The sequence below is a fragment of the Streptomyces sp. NPDC006925 genome, from assembly GCF_042869575.1.
In the GTDB taxonomy this organism is placed as follows: Bacteria; Actinomycetota; Actinomycetes; order Streptomycetales; family Streptomycetaceae; genus Streptomyces.
This window is the reverse complement of record NZ_JBIAGB010000011.1, coordinates 137,701-163,363: the sequence shown is the minus strand read 5'-3', so window position 1 is coordinate 163,363 and position 25,663 is coordinate 137,701. Positions and strand designations below refer to the sequence as shown.

The window sequence follows — 25,663 nt, the reverse complement described above, 5'->3', positions numbered from 1 at the left end:
AGCCGGAAGCGGACGGACGACGGAACCTGGTGGAGTACGAGACGGATGTCGCCATCGTCGGGGCGGGCGCCGCAGGACTGTCGCTGGCCTGGCGGCTGGCCGCCCGCCCGGCAGCGGCCGGCGGCCTGCGCGTCGTCCTCCTGGACGCGCCCCCCGGCCCCGTCCGGCCCCCCGAACGCACCTGGTGCTACTGGGAAGGCCGGGTGGGCGAGTACGACCGGGCGCTGGCGGCCCGCTGGGACCGGCTGCGGGTGCGCGGCCCGGACGGCGAGGCGGTGACGGCCGGCACCGCGCCGCTCTGCTACAAGATGCTGCGCTCGGACTCCTTCGAGGAGTTCGTACGCGGCAGGCTGGACTCCGCGGCCGGGGTGCGCCGGGCGGAGGCACTGGTGCACGACGTGGTGGACGTACCGGGCGGCGCCGAGGTGCGCGGAGTCGCGGCGGACGGCGGCGCGCTCACCGTCCGGGCCCGCTGGGCCTTCGACTCCCGGCCCCCGCGCCGGCTGCCACCCGCCCGGACGACGCTGCTGCAGCACTTCCGCGGCTGGCTGGTACACACCCGGCGGCCGGTCTTCGACCCGGCGGCGGCCGAACTGATGGACTTCCGCACCCCGCAGCCGGCCCGCGGCCTCTCGTTCGGCTACGTGCTGCCACTCGGGCCGCACCGAGCGCTGGTGGAGTACACCGAGTTCTCCCCCGCCGTGCTGGACGGCGCCGGGTACGACCGGGCGCTGCACGACTATGCCGACCGGGTGCTGGGGCTGGGGGACTTCGAGGTGACCGGCGCCGAGCAGGGCGTCATCCCCATGGCCGACGGGCGGTTCGCGCGGCGCGCGGGCGCCTCGGTGTTCCGGATCGGCACCGCGGGCGGCGCGACCAGACCCGCGACCGGCTACACCTTCGCGGCGGTCCAGCGCCAGACCCGGCGGATCGCGTCGGCACTGCGCGCGGGCCGCACCCCGCTGCCGCCGCGCGCCTACCCGCGCCGCGCCCTGGCGATGGACGCGGTGCTGCTGCGGGCCCTGGAGCGCGGCAGGGTGGACGGCACCGCCTTCTTCACCGGACTGTTCCGACAGCTCCCGGCAGCCGCTCTGCTCCGCTTCCTGGACGGGACGAGCGGCCCCGCCCAGACGCTCGCCGTCGGACTCCGCACTCCGGTGGGGCCGATGCTGCGTACCGCGGCGGAGCTGCCCCTGCTGCCGCGTACCGCCTCTCCGGCCCCCGGCCTCCCGCCGGTTGCGCCCCTTCCGCCGCGAAGGCCACCCCTGCGAGGTACCTCATGACGCTGCTGCGCGCCGAGGCGCTGTCCACCGCGTTCGACCACGCTGCCGCCTCCTACGATCGGCTGGTCGCGGTGAATCCGGGCTACCACACGCATCTGCGGCGCTCGGCCCGGCGGCTGGGGCTGCCGCACGGCGGACGCGGCCTGCGCCTGCTCGACCTGGGGTGCGGAACCGGCGCGTCGACGGCGGCCCTGGTCCGGGCCGCGCCGGGGGCCCGGATCCTGGCGGTGGACGCCTCGGCGGGGATGCTGGCACGAGCGCGGGCCAAATCCTGGAGCGACCGGGTCTCCTTCGTGCACGCCCCGGCCGAGCAGTTGGGCGGGGCCGGAGTGACGGGGCCGTTCGACGCGGTGTTCGCCGCCTATCTGTTCCGCAACGTCGCCGATCCGGACGCCCTGCTGCGCGCCGTGCACCGGCTGCTGGCCCCCGGCGGCCGACTGGGAGTGCACGAGTACACGCTGAGCGGCCGTGCGGCCCACCGCGCGGTGTGGCGGCTGGTGTCCGGCGGCGTGGTGCGGCCCGCCGGGACGCTGTGCGGCGACCGGAGCCTGTACCGGCACCTGTCGGATTCGGTCATCACGTTCGACACCGCGGGGCAGTTCGCCCGGCGGATGGCACGGCAGGGCTTCACCGGCGTACGGACGCTGCCGGTGCCGGGCTGGCAGACCGGCATCGTGCACACCTTCCTGGCCTCGGCGGGACCGGTTGCGGCCGGACCCCGCCGCGGGGCCCTCCGGTGAGCGCGGCACGGCACGGGCGCGACCGCAGGGCACGGGTGCTGCATCCCGCGCCGGGGCGACCCGCGTTCGACCGGGCCGGGCCGGGCGGCGCCGCTCCGCGAGTCGCGGTGGTCGGCGGCGGGATCGCCGGACTCGCCGCCGCCACCGGGCTGGCCGAACGGGGCGTGCGGGTCACGGTCTACGAGCGCGAGCCGCAGCTGGGCGGGCGGCTGGCGGGATGGCCGGTACGGCTGCGGGACGGTTCCCCCGCGACGATGAGCCGCGGCTTCCACGCCTTCTTCCGCCAGTACTACAACCTGCGCGGTCTGCTGCGGCGTATCGACCCGCTGCTGGCCGGGCTGCGCGGACTGCCCGACTACCCGCTGCAGCACAGCGGCGGCGCACGCGACAGCTTCGCGCACGTGCCCCGCACCCCTCCGTTCAGCGCCCTGGGGTTCGCCGCGCTCAGCCCCACCTTCGCCCTGCGGGACCTGGCGGGCATGGCGCCGCGGGCCGCGCTGCCACTGCTGGACGTGCGGGTCCCGGAGGTGTACGAGCGGTGGGACGGAACCGCGGCGCAGGAGCTGCTGACGGCGATCCGGTTCCCCGAGTCGGCGCGCGACCTGGCCTTCGAGGTGTTCTCGCGGAGCTTCTTCGCCGACCCCGGCGAGCTGTCGGCCGCCGAGATGGCGCTGATGTTCCACATCTACTTCCTCGGTTCGAGCGAGGGGCTGCTCTTCGACGTCCCCGCCGAGCCGTATCCGCAGGCGCTGTGGGAGCCGCTGGGCGACTACCTGGAGAAGCACGGCGTCCGGCTCCGCACCGGGGAGCAGGTGCTCGGGATCCGGCCGGAGGGCGGAGCGCGGATCGTGTCCACGGCCGTCGGCGAAGAGCACTACGCGGCCGTCGTGCTGGCACTGGACACCGCCGGCCTGCGCGGCGTGGCCGACGCCTCCCCGCAGCTGGCCGACGCGGCGTGGCGGGAGCGGGTGGCCCGGCTGCGCACCGCACCGCCGTTCCTGGTCTCCCGGCTGTGGCTGGACCGCCCGGTGGACCGGCGGCGGCCCGGGTTCCTGGGGACGAGCGGCTACGGACCGCTGGACAACGTGAGCGTGCTGGAGCGCTGGGAGACGGAGGCGGCGCGCTGGGCGGCCCGCTCCGGCGGCTCCGTCGTCGAACTGCACGCCTACGCAGTGGACCCCGCGGCCGCGCGGCAGCCGCGGACACGGGAGCAACTGCAGGAGCAGCTGCGCGGCGAACTGGCCCGGGTCTACCCGGAGACGGCCGCGGCCCGGGTCCTGGACGCCTGCCACGCATGGCGCGCCGACTGCCCGCTCTTCCCGGTCGGCGGCTACCGCGACCGGCCGACGGTGCGCACGCCCGACCCCCGTCTGGTGGTGGCCGGGGACCTGGTCCGCACCGGGCTGCCGGTCGCCCTCATGGAGCGTGCGGCCACCAGCGGGCTCCTCGCCGCGAACGTGCTGCTGGCCCGCTGGCGGGTGCGGGGGCACCCGCTGCGGACGGTGCCGGACCGGGGCAGGTCGGCGCTGCTGCGGTCGCTGGCCCGGCTGGGCTGAGGCCGGGGCCGTCAGCCGGGGAAGTGCCGGGTGCTGCGCAGCTGCCAGCGGCGCTCGGCGTAGGCGAGGTCGTCCCGCCACAGCCGGTCGGCACCGGCCCGCAGCAGCGCCCGGACCAGCGGCGCCCCGGCGCGCGCGAGGGCGAATCCGGGCCGCGGCGAGTGCGCCACGATCGCCTCGGTCACCAGAGTGCGGGGCTCGCCCGCGGTGTCGGCGGCCAGCGGGGTGGCGTGGGTCTCCACCACGGAACCGCGCCCCTCCCCCTCGGTGAGGTGCATGACGACGGTGCGCGGTTCGGGTGCGGTGAAGACGGCGCGTACCGGCACCACGGCCCGGCCGGCGACCTTGAAGGAGACGTCGACCACGAAGCCGTCCGCCGCCCCACCGTGCTCCGACGCCTCGTCCGCGACCGCCTCCGGGGCGCTCACCACCGTCAGGTCCACGAAGGAGTAGGGGTGGTACCAGGCGCCGTGCCACGGGTCGAGGCGATTGGCGACGACATCGTCGGGGGCGCAGCGGCCGACGGCGGTGTAGACGGCGTCCACCGAACGGGCGGGACGCGGCCGGGCCGGCACCACGGGCCGCTCGGTGGGCTCCTCACCGCCGGCGTCGTCGAGCCGGACCCACGCCAGCACCCCGTCGTCGTAGGCGGGATAGGGCGTCCAGCCCGCCGTCGGCCCGCCGTCGAAGGCCATGCCGTGCCAGTGGCAGACCAGCCGTCCGCACCGCACCCGGCTGTCCTTGAGCGGCGCGCCCAGATGCGGGCAGGCGCCCGCGCCCGCGCGGATCCGCCCCTGCGCGTCGTACCAGGCCACGACCTCGACCCCGGCGACGGTGCGGCCCAGCGGGCGTCCCCGGGTCAGGTCCCGGGCCGCACCGAGCACGTACCAGTTGCCGGAGGGCCGCTTCTGGGCGCGCCGTAGCGCGTCCTCGATCAGGCCGGGACGGGCTGCGCGCCAGGTGGGCCGCTGCCGTTCCCAGGGGACGGCGCGGCGGCGCAGGGTGAGGGGGAGGCGGCCGCGTGGGGACGCACCCTCGGTCATGACAACTCCCTCTGTCGGGGCCGGGACGTACGCAGGCGGGCGGCGGAGCTCCGGGCCAGCCCGTCGAGGGCCAGGGCCGCCCGGTGGCGGCGCGGGACGACGGCGCGGCGGTGCAGCACGTCGAAGCCGCTGTCGACGACGGCCTCCAGGATGGCGCTGTAGAGCACGAAGGCGGTGCGGATGCAGGGCCGGGCGCGGGGGTCGAGCATGGCGAGTCCGGGCCGGGCCTCGCGGTAGACCTGGCGGGTGAGATCGAGGGCCGCGCGCAGTGCCGCGGTGATGCGGGTGTCGCGCTGCCCGGTGGCTCTGCTCCAGCGCAGCAGTTCGCGGTCGACTCCGTGCGCCGCCAGCAGGTCCTCCGGCAGGTAGACGCGGCCGCGGTCGAGGTCCTCCCCGACGTCGCGCACGAAGTTGGTCAGCTGGAAGGCCACCCCTAGCGCAGCCGCGTGCGGCGCCGCCTCCGCCGGGGGGACGACGGTGCCGAGCACCGGGAGCATCTGCAGTCCGATGACGGCGGCGGAGCCGTGCATGTAGTGGCGCAGATCCGCGTAGGTCGGGTAGCCCGTGACCACCAGGTCGCTGCGCATGGAGGCCATGAAGTCGGTGAAGTGGCCCGGGCTGATCCGGTAGGTGGCGGCGGTGTGCGCGAGGGCGCGGACGACCGGCTGGCTGCTCTCGCCCGTGTGCAGCCCGGCGACCAGGCGGGTCTCCAGTGCGTCGAGCACCGCGGCGCGTTCGGCGGGGGTGGCGGCGCTGCCCTGGTCGTCCACGATGTCGTCGGCCCAGCGGGCGAAGCCGTAGAGCGCATGCACCGCGGGGCGCCGCTCCGGGGGCAGCAGCCGGGTGGCGAGGAAGTAGGTCTTCCCGTGCCGGGCGTTGAGCCGACGGGAGAGCCGGTATGCCTGCCGCAGGCCGGGGTCGCGGATGCCCGCTGCGTCGAGTTCACGTTCCGTCATGCGCGGGTGTCCTTCACGGGGGTCCGTCGCGGGAGGGTCGGAGCCGGGCGGGGGCTGCGTGCCGGGCGCGGCGCCGGGCCGGTGAGGCGAGCGGCGGCGAGCTTTCCGGACAGCAACACGGTCGGTACGCCGACTCCGGGGGTGGTGCCGCAGCCGGCCAGCACGGCGTTCCGGGTACCGCGCACGAGGTTGCGCGGCCGGAAGGGGCCGGTCTGGGCCGCGGTGTGGGCGGCCGAGAACGGCGTGCCGGCGGCGAGCCCCTGCACACTCCAGTCGGCGGGCGTGACCAGCACCTCCTCCTGCACCGCGGCGGCGATGCCGGTCAGTCCGCGCTGCTCCAGGTGGTCCAGCAGCGTGTCGCGGTACCGGGGGGCCAGATCGTGCCACCGGCGGGCGTCGGGGCCGATGTCCGTGTTGGGGCAGGGCGCCAGCACGTAGTGCACATGGCGGCCGGGCGGTGCCAGCTCCGGGTCCGTGGCGGTGGGCCGGGTGATCAGCAGCGAGGGGTCGGTCATCAGGCTGCCGTCCCGGGTGAGTTCGCGGAAGGTGCGCCGCCACGCGCTGCCGAAGGAGAGCGTGTGGTGCCCCAGCCCGGGCCAGGTGCGGTCGGTACCCACGTGCAGGACGACCGCGGACGGCGCGTGCCGCAGCCGCAGCGCGCGGCGCGGCCGGTGGCCGAGCAGCGCGTAGGACAGCGGCAGGTCTGGGGTGAGGACGACGGCGTCGCAGGGGATGCGCTCGGTGGCGGTGACGACGGCGGTGACGCGTTCACCCGCGCGCTCCAGCCGGGTGACCGGCTGCCCGTAGCGCAGCTCGGCCCCCGCGTCGCGGGCCGCGGCCGCCATGGCGCGGGGCAGCGCGTGCATACCGCCGCGCGGGAACCAGACCCCCGCCACCGTGTCCATGTAGGCGATCACGGCGTACGCAGCCAGTGCCCGCTCGGGCGGCACGCCCGCGTACAGGGACTGGAAGGAGAAGACCCGGCGCAGCCGTTCGTCCGGCAGATACCGCGCGATCCGCGCATCCAGCCTGCCGAACCCGCCCAGTGCGGCCAGCCGGACCAGGTCCGGGTGCAGGAGCTGGCGGGGCGAGTCGAAGTTGACGTCGATGAACCGCCGCATCTGCAGCCGGTAGAGCTCCCCCAGCCAGGTCCGCAGCCGCCGGTAGCCGTCCGCGGCCCCGGCCCCGGCGAAGCGCTCCACCTCGGCCTCCATCGCCTCGGCGTCGCTGTGCACGTCCAGCCGGCTGCCGTCGGCGAACCGCGCCCGGTAGGCGGGGTGCAGCGGCACCAGCTCCAGCCGGTCGCGGAGCGATTCGCCGACCGCGGCGAACGCCTCCTCGACCAGGTCGGGCATGGTCAGCACGGTGGGCCCGGTGTCGAACCGGTAGCCGGACCGCTCCACCCGGCCGGCCCGGCCACCCGGTCGGAGGCCGCTCTCCACCACGGTCACCCGGCGCCCCGCACCGAGGAGATGGAGCGCCGCGGACAGCCCGGCCAGGCCGGCGCCGACCACGACCACGTGGTCGGCGCGCCCCCGTGCGGCCGCGAGCGTCACAGGACGCCCGGGAAGCGGAGGGCGACGGCCGCGGGCAGCGGTGCGGCACCGGGGTGCGCGAGGGGGTGAGGCCGGGTCACGGGGTCCTCCCTGGCTGTTCGTCGGCGGGCCCGGAAGCCGGCCGGGCGCCCGGCGGGACGCGGGTCCGCGCCACCGCGGCGCCCCGGGTGCGCGACCGGTGCCGTCGCCTCAGTCGAGCACGCCACCCCCACGGCGCCCGTGCGACCGCGCCGCGCTGCGCCCCGCCGCGGGGCGGGATCACCCGGGCAGCGGCGGCCGGTGCGCCCGGAGGCGGTATCCGGGCCGGGCGGTGCGGGACGGTCGCGGGGTGGGGGCGGTCGCGGGGTGGGGCGTCGCCGCACCCCGCCCACGTGCTAGAAGAAGGCTTTGTCGCCGCCGATCCGCACCCCGGCGTAGTAGGTGTCGGCCGCGCGGCGGCAGTTGCGGTGGCGCCCCGCGGCCGGGTACCGGTCGTCGCAGATCCGCCGCATCTCGGTGCGGAACCGGCTGTCGATCCAGTTCTTCGTGGCGCGGGTGGGGTCCAGCTTCAGTTCATGGTTGCCGCCGTAGTTGCGGTACCCGAAGTCGTGCTGGACGCAGGCGGGGCGGAAGACCTCGCGGTAGGGGAACAGACCGGTCGGGACGGAGCAGCCGTCGGTGGTCCAGTTGAACGGGGGCGCGTGGCGAACCGCCGCGAACTGCCGGTAGGTCAGCTTCATCAGCCGGTCGGCCTCGGCCCGGACCGCGGGGTCGGCCGGGGCCTCGCGCACCGCCGGAGCGGTCGGACGGACCACGCGGAAGGATCCGGGGAGGACGTCCGCCGGTGCCCCGGCCGGCAGCGGCCGGACCGCCGAGCGGCCGGAGGCGGGCCGCGTGTGAGCGTCGGCCGCGGCGGTGCCCGGCGCGACGAGGACGCCCAGCAGCACGGAGACCGTGAGCACCCCGGTCGGGACGGCGGACAGCATCCTTGCGCGCATCGTGACTCCCGGTCTCGGCTCTCCACGCTCCGCCCTGGTAACGAGCCGATCGGCGGACCGGTGCGGCTGCTTCCCTCCCGCGAGTGACAGTGCGCCGCCGTTCGCCTGCGGGCCGGATCCTCGCCGCGCGCACCAGCAGAGGGAACCGGTGGCAGAGACCGGCGGAGCACAGACCCGTGGCAGAGACCGGCGGAGTGCGGGCAGGACGCGGGCGGCGTCGTACGACCGCCGATGGCGCACTCCCCCGCGTCGACGGACGGTCCGCGGGCCTCGCCTGACGGTGTGACCGGCAGCACCGCCCCGGCACGACCGAACCGCTCGCCCCTCGGGAGCGAGCGGTTCGGTGCGAGGCAAGCGTCAGAGGCAGGCGTCAGAGGAGGCCGAGCAGTCCGAGCCCCAGGAGGCCCTCGCGATCGCCGAGCTTCACCAGCCGGGGGCCTTCCTGGCCGCGGGAGCCCTGGCGGTCGGCGCTCGGGGCCGGGGCGGCCGCGGTGGTTCCGCGGTCGGCGGCCGGTGCCGCCTGGGCGGCCCCGCACAGCGGGACCAGGGCGGTCACCGTGAGCGCTGCGAGGGTGGTCGCGGTGCGGGGCAGGCGGGGAAAGCGGTGCATGGGGACTCCTTCTGTTCGGCCGAGCCGTGTCCGGCGCTTCGGGGCGCAGGCGGTCGTCGGGGGGAGGGGGGACGGTCTTCGCTCTCCTGCTCCCGGCCGGAGGTGCCCCGGGTCCGCATGTCCGGCGGATCACCGCCGCGTGCGGCGGATCACCGCCGCGGCGCGTGCGCGGACCGGGGCACCACCCGGCCGGGAGCCGGGAGCACTTCGGCGGCCGAGACCAGGGCGCCGGGTCGGGCTCGTGGGACGGCCTGGCAGCGGTCGCTGACTCCCACGCTGCACCGGACGGCCGCACCGTGCGCGCGGTGTTGAGCCGGACAGGGCACGAGGGGACCTTCCCGGAGCACGCACCCGCCGGCGGCCGCACCGGATCCCGGTCGGCACCGGAGCGGGGGCACGCGCCCGCGCCGGTTCAGTCGGCGGGACCGGAGGGGAAGCGCGGAACCTCTCCGGGCGCGGTGTCGCGGAGCAGTCGGCGGACCTGCACCGGGTGGCGCCAGCGGCCCTCGTCGAAGGCCACGTCCGCCTCGAACTCGACGACCGCTTCGGGGACCACGCAGCGGTGCGCGAGCAGGTCCCGGGTGCCCCAACCGGACCGGAACCGGGCGTGCTCCCAGGGATGGCCGGGGCCGGCCGGGGCGAGCAGCGGGCCGATCTCCCGGCGCAGCGCGGAGGTGACGGGGGTGCTCTGCGCCACCATCCGCAGCACTCCGTCCGCGTCGTAGCGGCCCAGCAGCAGCACGTCGGGCGAGGTCTCGGGGCCGGTGACCGCGCCGACCACGGCCTCGGTGGTGGCACGGGCCCGCAGCTTGCGCCAGCCGCGCTCGCCGGGGCGGTAGGGCTGCCCCAGCCCCTTGACGACCATGCCCTCGACGCCGACCGCGCCCCAGGCCGGGTCGAGCCACTCGCGGGCCCGGTCCGGGTCGGTGGTCATCGGGCACAACGCCCAGGGCGGCTGCAGGTCGCGGCGGGTGAAGACCTCCTCCAGCAGGGCGCGGCGCTCCCGGTAGGGGCGGGCCATGGTCACCTCGTCGCCGAGCTGCAGCAGGTCGAAGGCGATGAAGTGGGCCGGGTGCGCCGCGGCTGCGGCCTCGGCACGCGGTCCGGTGCGTCGGGCCCGGGACTGGAGCACGGCGAAGTCGACCGCGCCGTCCTCGATCACCACCAGTTCCCCGTCCAGGACCGCCTCCTCGCCGAGGTCGGCGGCGGCCCGCAGGATGTCGGGGAATCCGGGGCCGAGGTCGTTCCCGCGGCGGGACTGGAGGCGGGGGGCCTCGGCGCGGGCGAAGAGCAGCACCCGGTAGCCGTCCCACTTGGCCTCGTAGGCGAGGCCCCCGGCGCGGGGCACCGCCGCCACCGTGCGGGCCGTCATCGGGGCCAGGGGCGGGACGAGGCGCATGTCACCGGAGGCGCGGCAGGCGGCGCGCGGGGTTGTCGGCCATGAGCCACGTATAACCCGGGCGTCCGCGCCCCGCGACCGCGCGCGGGCCGGGGCGGGCGGCCTCCGGGATCCCCCGGGCGGCCCGGGGCGGAGCGGTGCGGGCCGCCGGAGCGGGGTGTGAAGGGAAGCTGCGGGTGCGGTTAAGAAATCCTCGATGGACCCGGGGGCCGCTGTACGGCACATTCGTCCCGGCGGTGCGTGCGCAGCGGCACCGCTTTCCACCCCCGCTCCAGGGCACAGGGCCGGTCGGCCCTGCTTCGCCCTGCCGTGGCGCGAGACGACAGGAGCCGTGGCGTGAAGGCGCTGGTCAAGGAGAAGGCCGAACCGGGACTGTGGCTGGCCGACGTGCCGGAGCCGGAGACCGGGCCCGGCGAGGTGCTGATCCAGGTGGAGCGCACCGGGATCTGCGGCACCGATCTGCACATCCGCGCCTGGGACGGCTGGGCCCAGCAGGCGGTGTCCGCGCCGCTGGTGGTGGGGCACGAGTTCACCGGTGAGGTCGTGGAGACCGGCCGGGACGTGACCGGCATCAAGCCCGGCGACCGGGTGAGCGGGGAGGGGCATCTGGTGTGCGGCACCTGCCGCAACTGCCTGGCCGGCCGGCGGCACCTGTGCCGGGCCACGGTCGGGCTCGGGGTGGGCCGCGACGGCGCCTTCGCCCAGTATGTGGCGCTGCCCGCGGAGAACGTGTGGGTGCACCGCACTCCGGTGGACCCGGACATCGCCGCGATCTTCGACCCGTTCGGCAACGCCGTGCACACCGCGCTCTCCTTCCCGCTGGTCGGCGAGGACGTGCTGATCACGGGTGCGGGGCCGATCGGCCTGATGGCGGTGGCCGTCGCCCGGCACGCGGGGGCGCGGAACGTCGTGGTCACCGACGTCAGCGAGGAGCGCCTGGAGCTGGCCCGCACCGTGGGTGCCTCGCTGGCGCTGAACGTCTCCGGCGCGAGCATCGCCGACGGCCAGCGTGCGCTGGGGCTGCGCGAGGGCTTCGACGTGGGCCTGGAGATGTCGGGCAACCCGGTGGCACTGCGCGACATGCTGGCCAACATGACCCACGGCGGGAAGATCGCGATGCTCGGTCTGCCCGCCGAGGAGTTCGCGGTGGACTGGGCCCGGATCGTCACCTCCATGATCACGCTGAAGGGCATCTACGGCCGGGAGATGTTCGAGACCTGGTACGCGATGTCGGTGCTGCTGGAGGGCGGTCTCGACCTCGCTCCGGTGATCACCGGCCGGTACGGCTACCGCGACCACGAGGCCGCCTTCGCCGACGCCGCCCGGGGGCGCGGCGGCAAGGTCATCCTCGACTGGACGACCTGAGTCACCGCCTTCCCCTCCGGTCCGCGTCCACCCGCACCGTCTGTCCCTCCCGCCTCCTGGGCCTCGTAGCCCTCGTCCTTCCCCGTCCCGCGTTCCTGTGCCGGGCGCCACGGCGCAACCGTGCACCGTCCCCCGGCACCGCCGCACCGCCGACCCTTGGAGAACTCGCATGTTCGACTCCGTACGCGACCAGTTGCGCGCCACCCTCGAAGAGATCACCGCCGCCGGACTGCACAAGCCGGAGCGGGTCATCGGCACGCCCCAGTCGGCCGGCGTCCGGGTCACCGGCGGCGGCGCCCCGGAGCAGCAGGGGGAGGCGGTCCTCAACTTCTGCGCCAACAACTACCTGGGCCTGGCCGACCATCCCGAGGTGATCGCCGCCGCGCACGCGGCGCTGGACCGGTGGGGCTACGGAATGGCCTCGGTCCGCTTCATCTGCGGCACCCAGGAGGTGCACAAGGAGCTGGAGGAGCGGCTCTCGGCCTTCCTGGGCCAGGAGGACACCATCCTGTACTCGTCCTGCTTCGACGCGAACGGCGGGGTGTTCGAGACGCTGCTCGGCGCGGAGGACGCCGTCATCTCCGACGCCCTCAACCATGCCTCCATCATCGACGGCATCCGCCTCTCCAAGGCCCGGCGCTTCCGCTACGCCAACCGTGACATGGCGGATCTGGAACAGCAGCTCAAGCAGGCGCAGGACGCGCGGCGGCGGCTGATCGTCACCGACGGCGTCTTCTCGATGGACGGCTATCTGGCGCCGCTGCCGGAGATCTGCGACCTGGCCGAGCGCTATGACGCGATGGTGATGGTCGACGACTCGCACGCGGTCGGATTCGTCGGGGCCGGGGGGCGCGGCACGCCCGAGCTGCACGGCGTCATGGACCGGGTGGACCTCATCACCGGCACTCTCGGCAAGGCGCTGGGAGGCGCTTCGGGCGGCTATGTGGCGGCTCGCGCGGAGATCGTCGCGCTGCTGCGCCAGCGCTCGCGCCCCTACCTGTTCTCCAACAGCCTGGCCCCGGTGATCGCGGCGGCCTCGCTGAAGGTCCTCGACCTGCTGGAGTCCGCCGGTGACCTGCGGGAGAAGCTGGACGCCAACACCGAGCTGTTCCGCCGCCGGATGACCGAGCAGGGCTTCGAGATCCTCCCCGGCTCGCACGCCATCGTGCCCGTCATGATCGGCGACGCGGCCGAGGCGACCCGGATGGCCGAGCTGCTCCTGGAGCGCGGCGTGTACGTGATCGGCTTCTCCTATCCGGTGGTGCCCCAGGGCCAGGCCCGGATCCGGGTACAGCTCTCGGCGGCGCACTCCACCGAGGACGTCGAACGGGCGGTTGCCGCGTTTGCCGCATCCCGGGCAGAACTCGCCGGGGCGACTGGGGGACAATCACTCACGTGATCGAAGCGCGGCGGCTGCACATCCTCCGTGCGGTGGCAGACCACCGCACGGTGACCGCCGCTGCCGCCGCGCTCTATCTGACTCCCTCCGCGGTCTCCCAGCAGCTCAGCGCGCTGGAGCAGGAGACCGGCCACCGGCTGGTCGAGCGCGGCACCAAGGGGGTGCGGCTCACCCCGGCCGGGGAGATCCTGCTCTCGCACACGCATCGGGTGCTGGCCCAGCTGGAGCGCGCCGAGGCGGAACTGGCCGCCTACGGGTCGGGCGCGGCGGGCCGGGTGGATCTGGCCTCCTTCGCCACCGGTATCGGGCTCGTCGTGGCGCCGGCGCTCGCCCGGCTGGCCCGCACGGCGCCGGGCATCCGGGTGCGGGTCCAGGACGCGGAGGGGGACGCCAGCCTGCCGATGGTGCTGGACCGGGAGACGGACGTGGCGGTGGCCGTCGAGTACCGGGGGGCACCGAGCGCGGACGACCCCCGGCTGACCCGGGTGCCGCTGTACGCGGAACCCTTCGACGCCGTCGTGCCACGGGGGCACCGGCTGGCCGGCGCCGACCGGGTGCCGCTGGGCGAACTGGCCAAGGACACCTGGATCGGCCCGTTCCCCGGCAACCCGTGCCACGACGTGGTCGTGCTCGCCTGCGAGAACGCGGGCTTCGAACCCGCCATGGAGCACTACTCCGACGACTTCAGCGCCGTCGTGGCACTCGCCTCCGCCGGGGCCGGGGTGGCCCTGGTGCCGCGGTCGGCGCTGCTGGGCACCCCGGCGGGCGGAGTCGCGGTGCAGCCGGTGGACGGCAGCGCGCCCACCCGGCGGGTGTTCGCCGCCGTACGCCGGGGCGCGGAGGACCATCCGCTGATCAGCCCGGTACTGGCGGCCCTGACCGAGGCGGCGGGGTAGCCGTACCCCCCTCCCCCGCCGCCGGGACCGGCCTGCTCCCGCGCGCGGTCCGGTCAGGAGGACTGCTTCGCCCCCTTGGCCACCTGGTCGGTCATGTCCGCGGTCTTCCCGGAAGGCGGCGGCTGCACGTCGACCTCGGTGCCGAAGTCGGAGAGCTCGACGACCGTCTTGACCTTCTGCTTCTCGCCGCCCTCGGCGCCGGAGGGCTGCACCCGCAGTTCGATCTCCTGGCGGCGGGTCATCCCCTTGCCGTCGATCCACAGCTCCATCGGCACATCGTCGCCGAGCTGCTCGCGCAGCTTCTTCCGCTCGGCCGCGTCGCCCTTCGTCATCCTGGCGAGGTCGAGATGCACCCGGTAGTGCGTGGTCTCGGTGCTGCCGACCTTCTCCGTGCCGAGCTTCTCGACGTCCTTCTCGGAGAGGGACTTGGTGTACGCGAGCGAGCCCGCCGGGTCGTTGAGCCCCTTGTTCCCGCCACCCTGGGTCTGCAGCTTCCCGAGGTCCACCTTCATCCAGGTCTTGCCGTCCGGAAGCTGCTCCGCCGCCTTCTTCGGCAGCTTCTGGTAGAGGACGCGGTCGACGACGCGCTGCTCGATCTTTTTCGGCCCCTGGTCCAGCGTCAGCTTGCTGGTGCCGTCCCGCAGGTCGATGACGCCGTCACCGGCGACCTTCTTCCCCTGGGCCTGCCCTCCGGAGGTGGTCACCGTCATGGCGATCTTCGCGGTTTCGGCCTCGGTGGTCTTCTTGTTGGTGGCCTGCACCGCCTCGGCCGGGGACTGCGCCTTGGCGGAGTCGGAGGACCCGGTCTTGTCCGAGTCCTTGGAGTCGCCCTCGTCGCTGCTCCCGCAGCCACTGAGCAGCGCCACGCCGACGAGCAGCCCGGCCGAGCCGAGCACTGCGCCGCGCGTGGTTCTCGAGGACCCGTTCATCTGCGATCACCTCTGCCTTTCATGTGATGGTCGATCAAGTACGCGGCCGTGTACCACGGTTGGCGGAGCCCAATCTCACAAAGACGCCGCGCGGAGAATTGTTGAAGCTCAGACGGCATTACGGGACGCTGCAGACTTGTCGTGACGAAACGGATGGGTGGCTGAGATGGCTGAGACGACTGACGGCGCAGCGGCCGGAACGTCCCCGGGACACCACGGCAAGGCGGTGGGGATCTCCGTCGCCGCCGCGGTCGGCGGCTTCCTCTTCGGCTTCGACTCCTCCGTCATCAACGGCGCCGTCGACGCCCTCTCCGACCACTTCCGGCTGGACGCCTTCCTGTCCGGGTTCGTCGTCTCCATCGCCCTGCTGGGCTGCGCGGTCGGCGCCTGGTACGCCGGACGGCTCGCGGACGGGTGGGGGCGGCGGAGGGTGATGCTGCTCGGTTCGGGCATGTTCGTCATCAGCTCCGCCGGCTCGGCTCTCGCCTTCTCGGTGCCCGACCTGCTGCTGTGGCGGGTGATCGGCGGGCTGGGCATCGGGATCGCCTCGGTGATCGCGCCCGCCTACATCTCCGAGGTGGCGCCCGCCTCCGGGCGCGGCGCACTCGGCTCGCTCCAGCAACTGGCCATCACCATCGGCCAACTGGTGGTGCTCAGCTCCAACAAGGGCCTGGCCGGGGCCGCCGGAGGCGCCGCGAACGACCTGTGGTGGGGGCTGCCCGCCTGGCGCTGGATGTTCCTGGTCGGCGTGCTCCCGGCCGCCGTCTACGGAGTACTGGCGCTGCTGATCCCCGAGTCACCGCGCTATCTGGTGCTCACCGGCCGGGACGACCGGGCGGCTTCGGTGCTGGCCCGGGTCAGCGGCGAACGCGACCCGCGGGCCAAGATCACCGAGATCCGCGCCACCCTGCGCAAACAGCACCGCAGCAGTTTCGCGGACATCCGCGGCGCGCGGTTCGGGCTGCATCCGCTGGTCTGGGTGGGCATCGTCATGGCCGCCTTCCAGCAACTGGTCGGCATCAACGCGATCTTCTACTACTCGACCACACTGTGGAAGTCGGTCGGCTTCAGCGAGTCGGACTCCTTCACCACCTCGGTGATCACGGCGGGCATCAATGTGGTGATGACGGTCGTGGCCATGCTGTTCATCGACCGGGCCGGGCGGCGCAGACTGCTGAGCATCGGGTCCGTCGGGATGTTCTGCGCCCTGGCGCTGACCGCCCTCGCCTTCTCGCATCAGCGGGGCAGCGGGAACGACGTGTCCCTCCCGTCCCCGTACGGGCCGCTGGCGCTGGTCGGCGCCAACGCCTTCGTGGTGTTCTTCGCCCTCTCCTGGGGCCCGATCATGTGGGTGATGCTGGCGGAGATGTTCCCCAACCGGATGCGGGCGATGGCCCTGGCCATCGGTACCGCCTCCAACTGGATCTTCAACTTCCTGGTCACCTTCTCCTTCGAGCCCATGACCCGCAAGGTGGGACTGACCTGGCTCTACGGCGCGTTCGCCACCTTCGCACTGCTGTCCTTCCTCTTCGTCCGCGCGAAGCTGCCGGAGACCAAGCGCCTCGAGCTGGAGGAGATGACGGGCGAGACACACCGACGCCGGTCCCGGAACGCGTCGTCGTAGCCGCCGGGACCCGGCCGCGGACGAGGGACAGGGCCGTCAGCGGGCGCACTCGGCCGGATACCGCCGGCCACGCTCCACGTGCGGGCGCACCCGTGCCGGGACGCCGCCGGCCTCGACGACGGTGCGGGAACCGGTACGGTAGCCGGCCGCCATCAGCGCGGGCAGATCCTTCTCCATGCCGTTCTCCTTGCGCCGCCGGTCCAGCCAGCTCGCGTAGTCGGAGTACCGCCGGCCCAGCCGGCTCACGTCGTCGGACAGCCGGCGGACCGCGCGGCACCGGGGCCCGGTGGGCGCGGGGGTCAGAGTTCGAACTGCTGCAGGTGGCGGGGGGACAGGACGCGGCTGTGGGAGCCTGCGGCCTTGCGGAGCCGGTCGACCGCGGCCCGGTCGACCGTCCCGTGCACCGCGGGGTCGTCCAGCGGCGTGACCAGGTCGTCGTGGTGGCTGGGGACGAGGACGCGGGGGCTGCCCAGCGTTTCGACGACGCGCTCGAAGTAGTCGTGCACGGCGGCGTGCCCGCTGGCGCCGAGCACCAGGACGTCGGGCCGGGCGCCGGAGACCTCGCGGGGCGCGAAGTTGGCGGTGCCGCTCAGGAACATGACGGTCAGCCGGTCGCCGACGGTCACCTGGTAGCCGAGCGTGCCGCCCTCCACCAGGTCGTTCAGGGTCCGGGGCCGGGCCGGGGGCGCGGTCAGGGTGCCGTAGGGGTCGAAGCCGTAGCCGCCGACCTGGCTGTGCAGACTGCGCACCACCTCGACGGTGTAGTCGGGGCGGGAACGCTTGCCGGAGGGCTGCAGGGGGTGGCGCAGTACCTCGCCGCCGGAGACCACCGCGGGCCGGTGCTTGCGTCCCCCGCCCGGCACCCCCATGGCGGTGAGCAGGTGCAGATGGGTCTCCGAGCCGAGGACGGTGATCTCCGCGTCCCGCCAGGCCGGGTGTTCCAGCAGGTAGGGGACGTCGGCGAGGTGGTCCCAGTGGCCGTGGGTGAGCAGCAGGAACTCGGGTGCCCCGGTGAGGTGTTCGCGCAGCACCCGGTCGATGATGCGGTGGTCCACCTCCAGCTTCCTGGTCATGTCGGGCTTGCCGTCGGCGCCCGTGAAGCCCTGGCGGGTGAGGTAGGGGTCGATCACCACCCGGTGTCCGTCGAAGGTCATCTCCCAGCCCGCGATGCCCAGCCAGCGCAGCCGTACCCCGCTGTTCCCCGGGCGGCTGCGGCGGGCCGCGGGGCGGGCCGCGGGCGCCCGGTCGCCGGAGAAGGCTCCGGCCGCGGAGGCCGTGGCGATCCCGGTGGCGCCGACGGCTCCGGCGGCGAGGCCGGTGCGCAGCACACCCCGGCGGCTCGGGCGCTGCGGGACGGCTGCGGGCTGCTGATCGGACATGGGTGGCTCCTCGGTCTGGGCGTGTGCGGGCTTCCCGCGCCGGGGGACCGGACCGGGCTCGGGAGCAGGGAGTCAAACTCAGAGGGCACCCCATGTCGAATACACTCTCGACCGGAAAACGATTCGCTCGGCATATCACTGCAGATCACGGGGGGCGCATGCTGACGGAGCGGCATCTGGAAATCTTCGTCGCGCTCGCCGAGGAGGAGCACTTCGGCGATGCCGCGCAGCGCGTGGGCATCACCCAGCCGCCGCTTTCGCAGGCGCTGCGGCGGCTGGAGGCACTGCTGGGAGTACGACTGTTCGACCGGGGGCGCGCGGTGTCCCTGACACCGGAGGGTGCGCTGCTGCTCCCGCACGCGCGCCGCGCCCTGACCGCACTGGCCGAACTGCGGGAGACCGGAGCCCGGGAGCACGCGGACGGGCAGCGCCTCCGGATCGGCCTGCCGCCCGAACTGCCGCCTCCGCTGGGCGCCGCGCTCGCCGCGGCACCGGCCCGGGCCGGTGCCGGCGGCCGGGTCTCGGTACTGACCGCGCCCACGGCCGCCCTGCTGGCGGACGTCTCCGCGGGACGGCTGGATCTGGCCGTGGTCCGCCATCCCGCGGTACTGCACGGGCTGGCCGCGGGGCCGGTGGCGCTGCTGCCGACCTGGCTGCTGGCCCCCCGCGGTCCCGACGGCACAGCGGCCACGGGACGGTTGCCCTACGCCGTCCGTCCGCGGGCCGAGGCGCCCGCCGCCCACGACCTGTTCCTGGACAGCCTCGCGGGGCGGGGACGGCGGGTGGAGACGGTGGTCGTCTCGGACGAGCGTGCCGGCCTCGCCCTGGCAGCCGCCGGACAGGCCGTGCTGGTCACCGCGGACTCCGGGCTGCGGGCCGACGGTGTCGTGCGGCAGCGGACCACCACTCCGGCGCTGCCGTTGCGGCTGCGTGTGGTGTGGGACGCCCGGCGGCTGGCCGCGGCCGGTGCGGACGAGGCGGCCGAGGTGCTGCTGGAGGCGTTGGCCACCGGCCGGACGGTCCGCGCGGGCGAGCGATGAGCGCGGGCACGGGCGTGGAGCGCACGCTGCGGGGGATGTTCGACGACGCCGGGGTGCGCGGCTGGCTCCACGTGGCCGAACTGCGCCACCCCGCGGCCCGGGTGACGGTGGACGCCGACGGCCTCGCGCTGATGGGGTCGGTCTACAAGCTGCCGCTCATGGTGGCCTACTGCCGGCAGGTGGACGCGGGCGCCCTCGACCCGCGGCAGCGCCTCACACTGCCCGCCGGAGACCGGCTTCCCGGGCCGACCGGTCTCTCGCTGCTGCGGGACGAGGTGTCGATGTCGCTGCGCGACCTGGTCGTCATGATGATGAGCATCTCGGACAACGCGGCGGCCGACGCCGTGCTGCGGCAGATCGGTACCGCGGCGGTCGAGGAGACCTGCGCGGCGCTCGGCCTCTCCCGCACCCGGCTGGACGGCGGCGCCGCCGGATCCCTGGCGCGGCTGCTCGCGGAGACCGGAGCGGAGTCGGTGGAGGCGGCCCTGTCGCGGATCGCCGACAACGACCGGGCGGTGCCGCCGGGCGTCTACGACCCCGCGTGGGCGGCCGCGACCACCCCGGCGGAGCTGGCCGCACTGCTGCGCGCCGTCTGGCTGGACGAGGCCGCCTCCCCCGGCGGTTGCGCCTTCATGCGCGCCACGATGGGACTCCAGCCCTGGCAGCACCGGCTCGCGGCGGGATTCCCCTACGACGAGGTGGCGGTGTACGGCAAGACGGGGACGTTCGGCGCGATGCGCCACGAGGCCGGCGTGGTCGAACTCGCCGACGGGCGCGCGTACACGGCCGTCGTCTTCACCCAGGCCGCCCGCGCCGACCGCAGGCTGCCCCGCGCGGACGCGGTCATCGGTGCCGCGGCCCGCACCGCTGTCGAGCACTTGCGAAGCGGCGACTGACATCCTCCCCGGGCCGCGCCGGGCCGCCGGACCCGGCCCGCTCCCGGAGGGCCTCCGGCCGGACCGGCGGTGGCTCCCGAGCCGGCCGGACCGGCACCGGGTCCCGCGCCTACCGGGTCAGCGGCAGTTCGCGCAGCGCGTGGGAGCGGAAGGAGGTCTGCCAGCGCAGCTCCGCGGGCTCGACGGCCGGCCGGAGCGAGGGGAAGCGGTCGAGCAGGACCTCCAGGGCCAGCCCGATCTCCATCCGGGCGAGCGGAGCTCCCAGGCAGTAGTGCGTGCCCTGCCCGAACGCCAGGTGCGCGGGGTCGCGGCGGCGGACGTCCAGCCGCTCGGGCGCCGGGTGCCGGGCCGGATCGCGGTTGGCCGAGGACAGGCACAGCAGCACCGTGTCACCGGCCGGGATGGGCACACCCCCGTACTCCACCGGCTCGGTGGGGAACCGGCGGATGGCCGTCAGGTTCGCGTGCGCGTAGCGGGCCAGTTCCTCGACGGCGTCGGGGAGCAGCGCGGAGTCCGCGCGCAGGGCGGCGAGTTCGTCGGGGTGCCGCAGCAGCGCCAGGAGTCCGCCGCTCACCAGGTGCTGCACGTTCTCGATGCCCGCGCCCAGGAGGAGGAAGGCCAGGGAGCACAGTTCGTCCTCGGAGAGCCTGTCCCCCTCGTCGCGGGCCTGGACGAGCGCGGAGAGCAGGTCGTCGCCGGGCGCGCTCCGGCGCGCGGCGACCAGGCGGCGCAGGAAGTCGTGCATCCGGTCGATCGCCTCGCCCACCTGCTGCGGGCTCTCCATCGCGAGCATCGTGCGCACCCAGGAGGCGAACGGCCGCCGGTCCGTCTCGGGTACCGCGAACATGTCGCAGACCACGGTCATCGGCAGCGGTTCGGCGAACTCCCCCACCAGGTCGGCCGTGCCCTCGGCGTCCAGCCGTGCGGCCAGCCGGCCGGCGAGCCGCTCGGCGACCTCCCGGATGCCGGCCCGCATCGCCTCGGCCCGGCGCGGGGTGAATCCCTGGGCGACCAGGCGGCGCAGCCGTATGTGGTCGCCGTGGTCGAGGTTGAGGAGGTTGGCGTCCAGTGCGGGTGGCAGCGAGAAGCCCCGGTAACCGCCGTTCGAGTGGGCCTTGTCGACGGACAGCCGGGCGTCGGACAGCCCCGCCCGTACGTCCTCGTCCCGCAGTACGAGCCACACCGCGGTCCCGTCCGGCAGCGCCACACGGTGCACGGGCCCCTGTTCCCGCAGTGCGCTGTAGGCGGCGTTCGGCCGGGCGTGGAACGATGCGTCGAAAGGCTGCGGCAGTGCCGTCATTCTCGCTCTCTCCGTCAGATCATCAGATCGGTGTGCCGGCTGCTCGGGTCGGCACGGACGTCTGCCGGACAGGCTAGAGCCCGCCTCCCGGGTCCCGGGGGCGGGGGGATCTCGGCGGAAGCGCTGGGCCGGTCAGGCGGCGGCGCGCGGCGGGTGAGCGTTGCCCTCTTCGTCCTCCCGCTCCTCGATCTCCTCGCGTACCCGGCGGCAGGCCGCCGCGAGCAGGCGGGAGACGTGCATCTGCGAGACGCCCAGCCGACGGGCGATCTGCGACTGCGTGAGCTCGCGGAAGAAGCGCAGATACAGCAGGCGCTGCTCGCGCTCGGGGAGGCGGCACAGGCAGGAGCGGACCGCCTCGCGGTCGACGACGTGGTCGTAGCCGCCCTCGTCCGAGCTGAGGGTGTCCATCAGGCAGATCGCCCCGTCTCCGCCGTCGCCTCCACCGCCGGACTCGGCGGCGACAGGCGCGTCCAGCGAGAGCGAGTTGAAGCACTGGAGGGCTTCCATCCCGGTGAGGATGTCCTCCTCGGAGAGGCCGCTGTGGGCCGCCAGTTCGGCGACGGTGGGGGATCTCCCGGACGAGGTCAGCTCCAGCTCCCGCAGGCTCGCGCGGACGCGGTTGCGCAGGTCCTGGACGCGGCGCGGGACGTGGATCTCCCACATGTTGTCCCGGAAGTGGCGCTTGAGCTCACCGTAGATGGTGGGGATGGCGAAGGTCTCGAAGGCGTTGCCCCGGGCGGGGTCGTAGCGCTCGACGGACTTGACCAGCGCGAGCGCGGCCACCTGCTCGAGGTCTTCGAGCGACTCGCCGCGGTTGCGGAACTTGCGGGCCAGCCGGTGTGCCATCGGCAGCCACGCCGTGACCACGCAGTCCTGGAGCCGGCGGCGCTCGGGAGAGTCCTCGGGCAGTTCCGCCAGCGCGGCGAAGTCGGCCGCGGTGTCGGGCGCGTCGTGATGGGTACGACGGGAGGTGCGGGACGAGGCGGACGTCTCGGCCTCGTCCGTGGTGACTCGGTCCGGAGCGGTCCGGGAAGCGGCGGCGTCCCCGGCCCGGAAGGGGTCGCTGCCGGCCTCGTCCGGAGCAGCGGCGGCGCTGTCGTCCTCGGTGGTGCGGATCTGCGTGGTCTTCATGGACTGCTCACTCCCACGTCTCACATGGGTGCTGCGCAAGACAGGCGGGAAGCGACCCCCAGTCCGCTTCCGGGCACGATCTGTGCCGTGCCGCCGTGTTCCCAGCGGCCCGATTTCACCGTGACACACACCACGCCGCACGGCATCTTCGCAGGTCACACCCGAATGCGCGGGGTGGGAACCGGTCGACGCACGGTGACCGCGCACCGGGTCGGCTCCGGGTGCGGGTACGGGCGCCACCAGCGGGGACGGGAGGCCTACTGCAGCTCGACCAGGTAGCCCACGAAGAACAGCAGCACGGCGACGACGACGAGGGTGATGAGCACGACCGGCACGACGCTCCAGCCGGTGGCCGGGTTGTGCTTCTCGAAGGGGCCGGACTCCGATGTACTGCCCTCCGCGGGCGGTGTCTCGCCGGGCGGCACCTCGCCACCGGCCTCCAGACCGGTGGTGGTGTCCGGATCGGGGTCAGGGTTGGCGTAGCTCATGGCTCCCGAGTGGACCGGCTCACCCCCTCGTACACCTCCCCCACGCCCGATAGGATGTTCGGAGAGGCGATCACTCTTCGATATTTCGAACAGGAGGAGCCATGGGACGGCTCGTGCCCGCGGTGACCAGGGCGCTGGACATTCTGGAGCTGTTCCTGGAGCGGGACGGCCCGCTCTCGGCACCCGACATCGTGCGCGGGCTGGGCCTGCCCCGCACCACCGTGCACGAGCTGGTCGGCACCCTGACGGCCCGCTCCTACCTGGTGCCGGTGCCCGGCCGGGCGGGCCACTACCGGCTGGGGGTGCGCGCCTACCAGCTCGGCAGCCGGTACGCCGAGCAGCTCGACCTCGCGGCCGAGGGGCAGCAGGTGGCCCGCTCGGTGGCCGAGAGCTGCCAGGAGACGGTGCATGTGGCGATCCTGGAGGACACCGACGTCATCTACGTCGCGAAGGTGGACTCCACCCAGGCCGTGCGCATGGTCTCGGCCGCGGGCCGCCGGCTGCCCGCGCACTGCACCGCCGTCGGCAAGATGCTGCTCGCCTCGCTGCCCGCCGAGGAACTCGCCACGCGGCTGCCCGACGGGGCCGAGCTGCGCGCCATGACGCCCCGCAGCGTCACCGACCCGGCGGAGCTGCGGAAGGAGCTGGAAGAGGTCGCCGAGCGCGGGTTCGCCGTCGAGGAGAGCGAGTCGAACACCGATGTGAGCTGCGTGGCCGCGCCCGTCCGCGACCGCTCCGGCCGGGTGGTGGCGGCCCTGTCGGTCTCCGTGCCGCTGATCCGCTGGAACCGGGAGCGGCGGGACGAGCTCGCGGAGCTGGCCCGGCGCGGAGCCGGGCGGCTGTCGGAGCGGCTGGGGCACCCGAGGCGGTGACCGGGATGCGAGCCGAGACCGCCGTGCCCGCGGCCGCCGTGCTCGGCGAGGGGCCGACCTGGGACGCGGCCGCCGGGCGGCTGATCTGGGTGGACATCCTCGCCTCCCGGGTGCACACCTTCGACCCCGCGACCGGCGGGCGCACGGTGCTGGCCACCGAGCAGCACGTGGGCGCGGCCAAGCCGCGCGCGGGCGGCGGGCTGGTCGTCAACCTGCGGGACGGGATCGGGCTGTACGACGCGGACGGACGCTTCCGCTGGCTGCACCACGAGGCGGTGCCCGGCCGCCGGGGCAACGACGCGGCCGTCGCCCCCGACGGCGCGCTGTGGGCGGGCACGATGCGCTACGACGAGGCGCCCGGCGGCGGCACTCTGGAGCGGTTCGCTCCGGACGGCCGGGCCCGCACCGTGCTGGCCGGCGTCACCGTCTCCAACGGAACCGGCTGGAGCCCCGACGGGCGGCTGCTGTACTACGTCGACAGCCCCACCCGGCGGCTCGACGTGTTCGACGTCCGGGAGGACGGGCTGCCCACCGGACGGCGCCCGCTGGCGGAGGTCGAGCCGGGCGCGGGCCACCCGGACGGACTGACCGTGGACGCGGACGGATGCGTGTGGGTGGCGCTGTGGGACGGGGGCGCGGTGCGGCGCTACACGCCCGAGGGCGCGCTGGACCGGGTGGTGCAGCTGCCGGTGCGGCGGCCCACCGCCTGCGCCTTCGGCGGCGCCGGGCTGCGCGATCTGTACATCACCACGGCCCGCGCCGGGCTCGCCGCACCCCGGCAGCCGGCCGGTTCGCTGCTGGTCCTCCGCGACGCGGGGCGGGGGCTGTGCGGGCCGCCCTTCGCCGGGTGAGGCCCACCGGGTGAGCCTTCGCCGGGGCCCGGGGCCTGCCGTCGCCGCGCGCGGACGCACGGCGGCGGCAGGTCCCGGCGCCGGGTGACCCGACCGGACGCCAGGGACGGTGCCGGGCGTCCGGTCCGCTGCCGCCGTCGCTCTCAGCGTCCGGCCCGGCGCTTGTTCCAGACGTCGAATCCGACCGCGGCCAGCAGCACCAGCCCCTTGATGACCTGCTGGTAGTCGGTACCGATCCCGACCAGGGACATGCCGTTGTTGAGCACGCCGAGGACGAGTCCGCCGATGACCGCTCCCACCACGGTGCCGACGCCGCCGCTCATGGAGGCGCCGCCGATGAAGGACGCGGCGATGGCCTCCAGTTCGAAGTTGAGGCCGGCCTGCGGGGTGCCGGAGTTGAGGCGTGCGGCGTAGACGCACCCGGCCAGCGCGGCGAGGACGCCCATGTTGACGAAGACGAGGAAGGTGACGCGCTGGTCCTTGACTCCGGAGAGCTTGGCGGCGGCCTTGTTGCCGCCGAGCGCGTAGACGTGCCGGCCGACGACGGCGTTGCGCATCACGTAGCCGAGCCCGATCAGCAGTGCGCACATCACCAGCATCACCACGGGCACCCCGTGGAAGCTGGCGAGCGTCAAGGTGAAGGCGAGCACGGCGGCGACCAGGGCCACGCACTTGGCGACCCACAGCGTGGTGGGCAGCACCTCCAGCTCGTACCGGAGTTGCCGCCTGCGGTCGCGCCGCTCGCGCAGCAGCAGGAGGACGATGGCGATCAGCCCGATCACCAGCGTGGGGTTGTGGTACTGCGTGTAGGGGCCCATCTCCGGGATGAAGCCCTTGGCGAGGTTCTGGAAGCCGGTGGGGAACGGCGAGAGGGACTGGCCGCCCAGCACGATCTGGGTCAGTCCGCGGAAGAGCAGCATCCCGGCGAGCGTCACGATGAAGGAGGGAATGCCGACATAGGCGATGAAGAAGCCCTGCCACGCTCCGGCGACGGCACCGATCAGCAGCGACAGGATCAGCGCCGGAACCCACGGCATGCCGTGCTCGACCATCATCACCGCGGCCATGGCGCCGACGAAGGCCACCAGCGAGCCGACGGAGAGGTCGATGTGACCGGCGATGATCACGATCATCATGCCCATGGCCAGGATGAGGATGTAGCCGTTCTGCTGGATCAGGTTGGAGACGTTGTTCGGCAGCAGCAGCGTGCCGTCCGTCCATATCTGGAACAGCACGATGAGGAAGACGAGCGCCGTGAGCATGCCGTACTGCCGCATGTGGCCGCGTACGTTCTCCAGCAGCAGGGAAGCCGCCGACCGGGCGGTCCCCTGCGCGGAGGGCGGGGCGTCGGTGGGATCGGTCGTGGTGGTCAT

24 protein-coding genes are annotated in these 25,663 nt (G+C 74.4%); 11 read left to right on the top strand and 13 right to left on the bottom strand.

The window, feature by feature from the left end:
- Nucleotides 1-29 precede the first annotated feature (29 nt).
- Genes ACFYNS_RS17495 through ACFYNS_RS17485 form a run of 3 tightly spaced genes read left to right on the top strand, consistent with a single transcriptional unit; the run spans nucleotide 30 to nucleotide 3,579 of the window.
- Nucleotides 30-1,283 carry a lycopene cyclase family protein gene (locus tag ACFYNS_RS17495; RefSeq protein WP_360298645.1) on the top strand — a complete coding sequence of 418 codons (1,254 nt, stop codon included), beginning with the start codon at nucleotides 30-32 and terminating at the stop codon, nucleotides 1,281-1,283.
- On the top strand, nucleotides 1,280-2,023 hold the full coding sequence (locus ACFYNS_RS17490; RefSeq protein WP_360298648.1) for a class I SAM-dependent methyltransferase: 744 nt from the start codon (nucleotides 1,280-1,282) through the stop codon (nucleotides 2,021-2,023). The genes ACFYNS_RS17495 and ACFYNS_RS17490 overlap by 4 nt, the downstream gene beginning before the upstream one ends.
- On the top strand, nucleotides 2,020-3,579 hold the full coding sequence (locus ACFYNS_RS17485; protein WP_360298651.1) for an NAD(P)/FAD-dependent oxidoreductase: 1,560 nt from the start codon (nucleotides 2,020-2,022) through the stop codon (nucleotides 3,577-3,579). Before ACFYNS_RS17490 ends, ACFYNS_RS17485 begins: the two co-directional genes overlap by 4 nt.
- An 11-nt stretch (nucleotides 3,580-3,590) precedes the next feature.
- Here the strand turns inward: ACFYNS_RS17485 and ACFYNS_RS17480 are convergent, their stop codons facing one another.
- The 6 genes from ACFYNS_RS17480 to ACFYNS_RS17455 all read right to left on the bottom strand — a co-directional run bounded on the left by ACFYNS_RS17480 (nucleotide 3,591) and on the right by ACFYNS_RS17455 (nucleotide 10,093).
- Nucleotides 3,591-4,622, bottom strand: coding sequence for a DUF5914 domain-containing protein (locus tag ACFYNS_RS17480; protein WP_388603648.1), 1,032 nt, complete (start codon nucleotides 4,620-4,622; stop codon nucleotides 3,591-3,593).
- Complete coding sequence (locus ACFYNS_RS17475) at nucleotides 4,619-5,578, bottom strand: phytoene/squalene synthase family protein (protein WP_388603646.1); 960 nt, start codon at nucleotides 5,576-5,578, stop codon at nucleotides 4,619-4,621. The genes ACFYNS_RS17480 and ACFYNS_RS17475 overlap by 4 nt, the downstream gene beginning before the upstream one ends.
- The gene (crtI, locus tag ACFYNS_RS17470) at nucleotides 5,575-7,134 is read right to left on the bottom strand and encodes a phytoene desaturase family protein (protein ID WP_388603644.1); all 1,560 of its coding nucleotides are present in this window, start codon (nucleotides 7,132-7,134) and stop codon (nucleotides 5,575-5,577) included. Before crtI ends, ACFYNS_RS17475 begins: the two co-directional genes overlap by 4 nt.
- A 374-nt stretch (nucleotides 7,135-7,508) precedes the next feature.
- Nucleotides 7,509-8,111, bottom strand: a complete 603-nt coding sequence (locus tag ACFYNS_RS17465; protein WP_360303785.1) for a phospholipase A2 — start codon at nucleotides 8,109-8,111, stop codon at nucleotides 7,509-7,511.
- A 370-nt stretch (nucleotides 8,112-8,481) separates the two neighbouring features.
- On the bottom strand, nucleotides 8,482-8,721 hold the full coding sequence (locus tag ACFYNS_RS17460) for a hypothetical protein (RefSeq protein ID WP_388603641.1): 240 nt from the start codon (nucleotides 8,719-8,721) through the stop codon (nucleotides 8,482-8,484).
- 412 nt (nucleotides 8,722-9,133) lie between these two features.
- Complete coding sequence (locus tag ACFYNS_RS17455) at nucleotides 9,134-10,093, bottom strand: ATP-dependent DNA ligase (RefSeq protein ID WP_388603639.1); 960 nt, start codon at nucleotides 10,091-10,093, stop codon at nucleotides 9,134-9,136.
- Between the two features lie 363 nt (nucleotides 10,094-10,456).
- Here ACFYNS_RS17455 and tdh point away from each other — a divergent pair, with 363 nt between their 5' ends.
- The 3 genes from tdh (at nucleotide 10,457) to ACFYNS_RS17440 (ending at nucleotide 13,780) form a co-directional block, all read left to right on the top strand.
- Nucleotides 10,457-11,485, top strand: coding sequence for an L-threonine 3-dehydrogenase (gene tdh, locus ACFYNS_RS17450; RefSeq protein ID WP_388603637.1), 1,029 nt, complete (start codon nucleotides 10,457-10,459; stop codon nucleotides 11,483-11,485).
- Nucleotides 11,486-11,654: 169 nt separating this feature from the next.
- Nucleotides 11,655-12,884: a glycine C-acetyltransferase gene (locus ACFYNS_RS17445; RefSeq protein WP_388603635.1), complete on the top strand. Its 1,230-nt coding sequence runs from the start codon at nucleotides 11,655-11,657 to the stop codon at nucleotides 12,882-12,884.
- Entirely contained in the window at nucleotides 12,881-13,780 is a 900-nt protein-coding gene (locus ACFYNS_RS17440) for a LysR family transcriptional regulator (protein WP_360293084.1), read from the top strand. Before ACFYNS_RS17445 ends, ACFYNS_RS17440 begins: the two co-directional genes overlap by 4 nt.
- A gap of 53 nt (nucleotides 13,781-13,833) precedes the next feature.
- Here ACFYNS_RS17440 and ACFYNS_RS17435 read toward each other — a convergent pair whose 3' ends face one another.
- Nucleotides 13,834-14,709 (bottom strand): hypothetical protein, encoded by an 876-nt coding sequence (locus ACFYNS_RS17435; protein WP_360293086.1) that lies wholly within the window; start codon nucleotides 14,707-14,709, stop codon nucleotides 13,834-13,836.
- 166 nt (nucleotides 14,710-14,875) lie between these two features.
- Here ACFYNS_RS17435 and ACFYNS_RS17430 point away from each other — a divergent pair, with 166 nt between their 5' ends.
- Nucleotides 14,876-16,333 carry a sugar porter family MFS transporter gene (locus ACFYNS_RS17430; protein WP_388603632.1) on the top strand — a complete coding sequence of 486 codons (1,458 nt, stop codon included), beginning with the start codon at nucleotides 14,876-14,878 and terminating at the stop codon, nucleotides 16,331-16,333.
- Nucleotides 16,334-16,369: 36 nt separating this feature from the next.
- On the opposite strand, the gene ACFYNS_RS17425 is transcribed toward ACFYNS_RS17430, so the two are convergent.
- Entirely contained in the window at nucleotides 16,370-16,579 is a 210-nt protein-coding gene (locus tag ACFYNS_RS17425) for a hypothetical protein (RefSeq protein WP_388603629.1), read from the bottom strand.
- A 53-nt stretch (nucleotides 16,580-16,632) separates the two neighbouring features.
- On the bottom strand, nucleotides 16,633-17,712 hold the full coding sequence (locus ACFYNS_RS17420) for an MBL fold metallo-hydrolase (RefSeq protein WP_360293093.1): 1,080 nt from the start codon (nucleotides 17,710-17,712) through the stop codon (nucleotides 16,633-16,635).
- A gap of 158 nt (nucleotides 17,713-17,870) precedes the next feature.
- On the opposite strand from ACFYNS_RS17420, the gene ACFYNS_RS17415 reads away from it, so the two are divergent.
- Together ACFYNS_RS17415 and ACFYNS_RS17410 are read left to right on the top strand one after the other, a co-directional pair.
- Entirely contained in the window at nucleotides 17,871-18,752 is an 882-nt protein-coding gene (locus ACFYNS_RS17415; protein WP_388603627.1) for a LysR family transcriptional regulator, read from the top strand.
- Nucleotides 18,749-19,648 (top strand): serine hydrolase, encoded by a 900-nt coding sequence (locus ACFYNS_RS17410; protein ID WP_360293099.1) that lies wholly within the window; start codon nucleotides 18,749-18,751, stop codon nucleotides 19,646-19,648. The genes ACFYNS_RS17415 and ACFYNS_RS17410 overlap by 4 nt, the downstream gene beginning before the upstream one ends.
- Before the next feature lie 109 nt (nucleotides 19,649-19,757).
- On the opposite strand, the gene ACFYNS_RS17405 is transcribed toward ACFYNS_RS17410, so the two are convergent.
- The 3 genes from ACFYNS_RS17405 to ACFYNS_RS17395 all read right to left on the bottom strand — a co-directional run bounded on the left by ACFYNS_RS17405 (nucleotide 19,758) and on the right by ACFYNS_RS17395 (nucleotide 22,567).
- Nucleotides 19,758-20,948 carry a cytochrome P450 gene (locus ACFYNS_RS17405; protein ID WP_360293102.1) on the bottom strand — a complete coding sequence of 397 codons (1,191 nt, stop codon included), beginning with the start codon at nucleotides 20,946-20,948 and terminating at the stop codon, nucleotides 19,758-19,760.
- Nucleotides 20,949-21,080: 132 nt separating this feature from the next.
- Nucleotides 21,081-22,079, bottom strand: a complete 999-nt coding sequence (locus tag ACFYNS_RS17400; protein ID WP_360293104.1) for a SigB/SigF/SigG family RNA polymerase sigma factor — start codon at nucleotides 22,077-22,079, stop codon at nucleotides 21,081-21,083.
- A gap of 257 nt (nucleotides 22,080-22,336) precedes the next feature.
- Nucleotides 22,337-22,567 (bottom strand): DUF6480 family protein, encoded by a 231-nt coding sequence (locus tag ACFYNS_RS17395; protein WP_360293106.1) that lies wholly within the window; start codon nucleotides 22,565-22,567, stop codon nucleotides 22,337-22,339.
- Between the two features lie 101 nt (nucleotides 22,568-22,668).
- Here ACFYNS_RS17395 and ACFYNS_RS17390 point away from each other — a divergent pair, with 101 nt between their 5' ends.
- Together ACFYNS_RS17390 and ACFYNS_RS17385 are read left to right on the top strand one after the other, a co-directional pair.
- The gene (locus ACFYNS_RS17390; protein ID WP_360293108.1) at nucleotides 22,669-23,439 is read left to right on the top strand and encodes an IclR family transcriptional regulator; all 771 of its coding nucleotides are present in this window, start codon (nucleotides 22,669-22,671) and stop codon (nucleotides 23,437-23,439) included.
- A gap of 5 nt (nucleotides 23,440-23,444) precedes the next feature.
- Nucleotides 23,445-24,290 carry an SMP-30/gluconolactonase/LRE family protein gene (locus ACFYNS_RS17385; RefSeq protein ID WP_360293111.1) on the top strand — a complete coding sequence of 282 codons (846 nt, stop codon included), beginning with the start codon at nucleotides 23,445-23,447 and terminating at the stop codon, nucleotides 24,288-24,290.
- 143 nt (nucleotides 24,291-24,433) lie between these two features.
- Here the strand turns inward: ACFYNS_RS17385 and mmsB are convergent, their stop codons facing one another.
- Nucleotides 24,434-25,663 carry a multiple monosaccharide ABC transporter permease gene (gene mmsB, locus ACFYNS_RS17380; protein WP_388603623.1) on the bottom strand — a complete coding sequence of 410 codons (1,230 nt, stop codon included), beginning with the start codon at nucleotides 25,661-25,663 and terminating at the stop codon, nucleotides 24,434-24,436.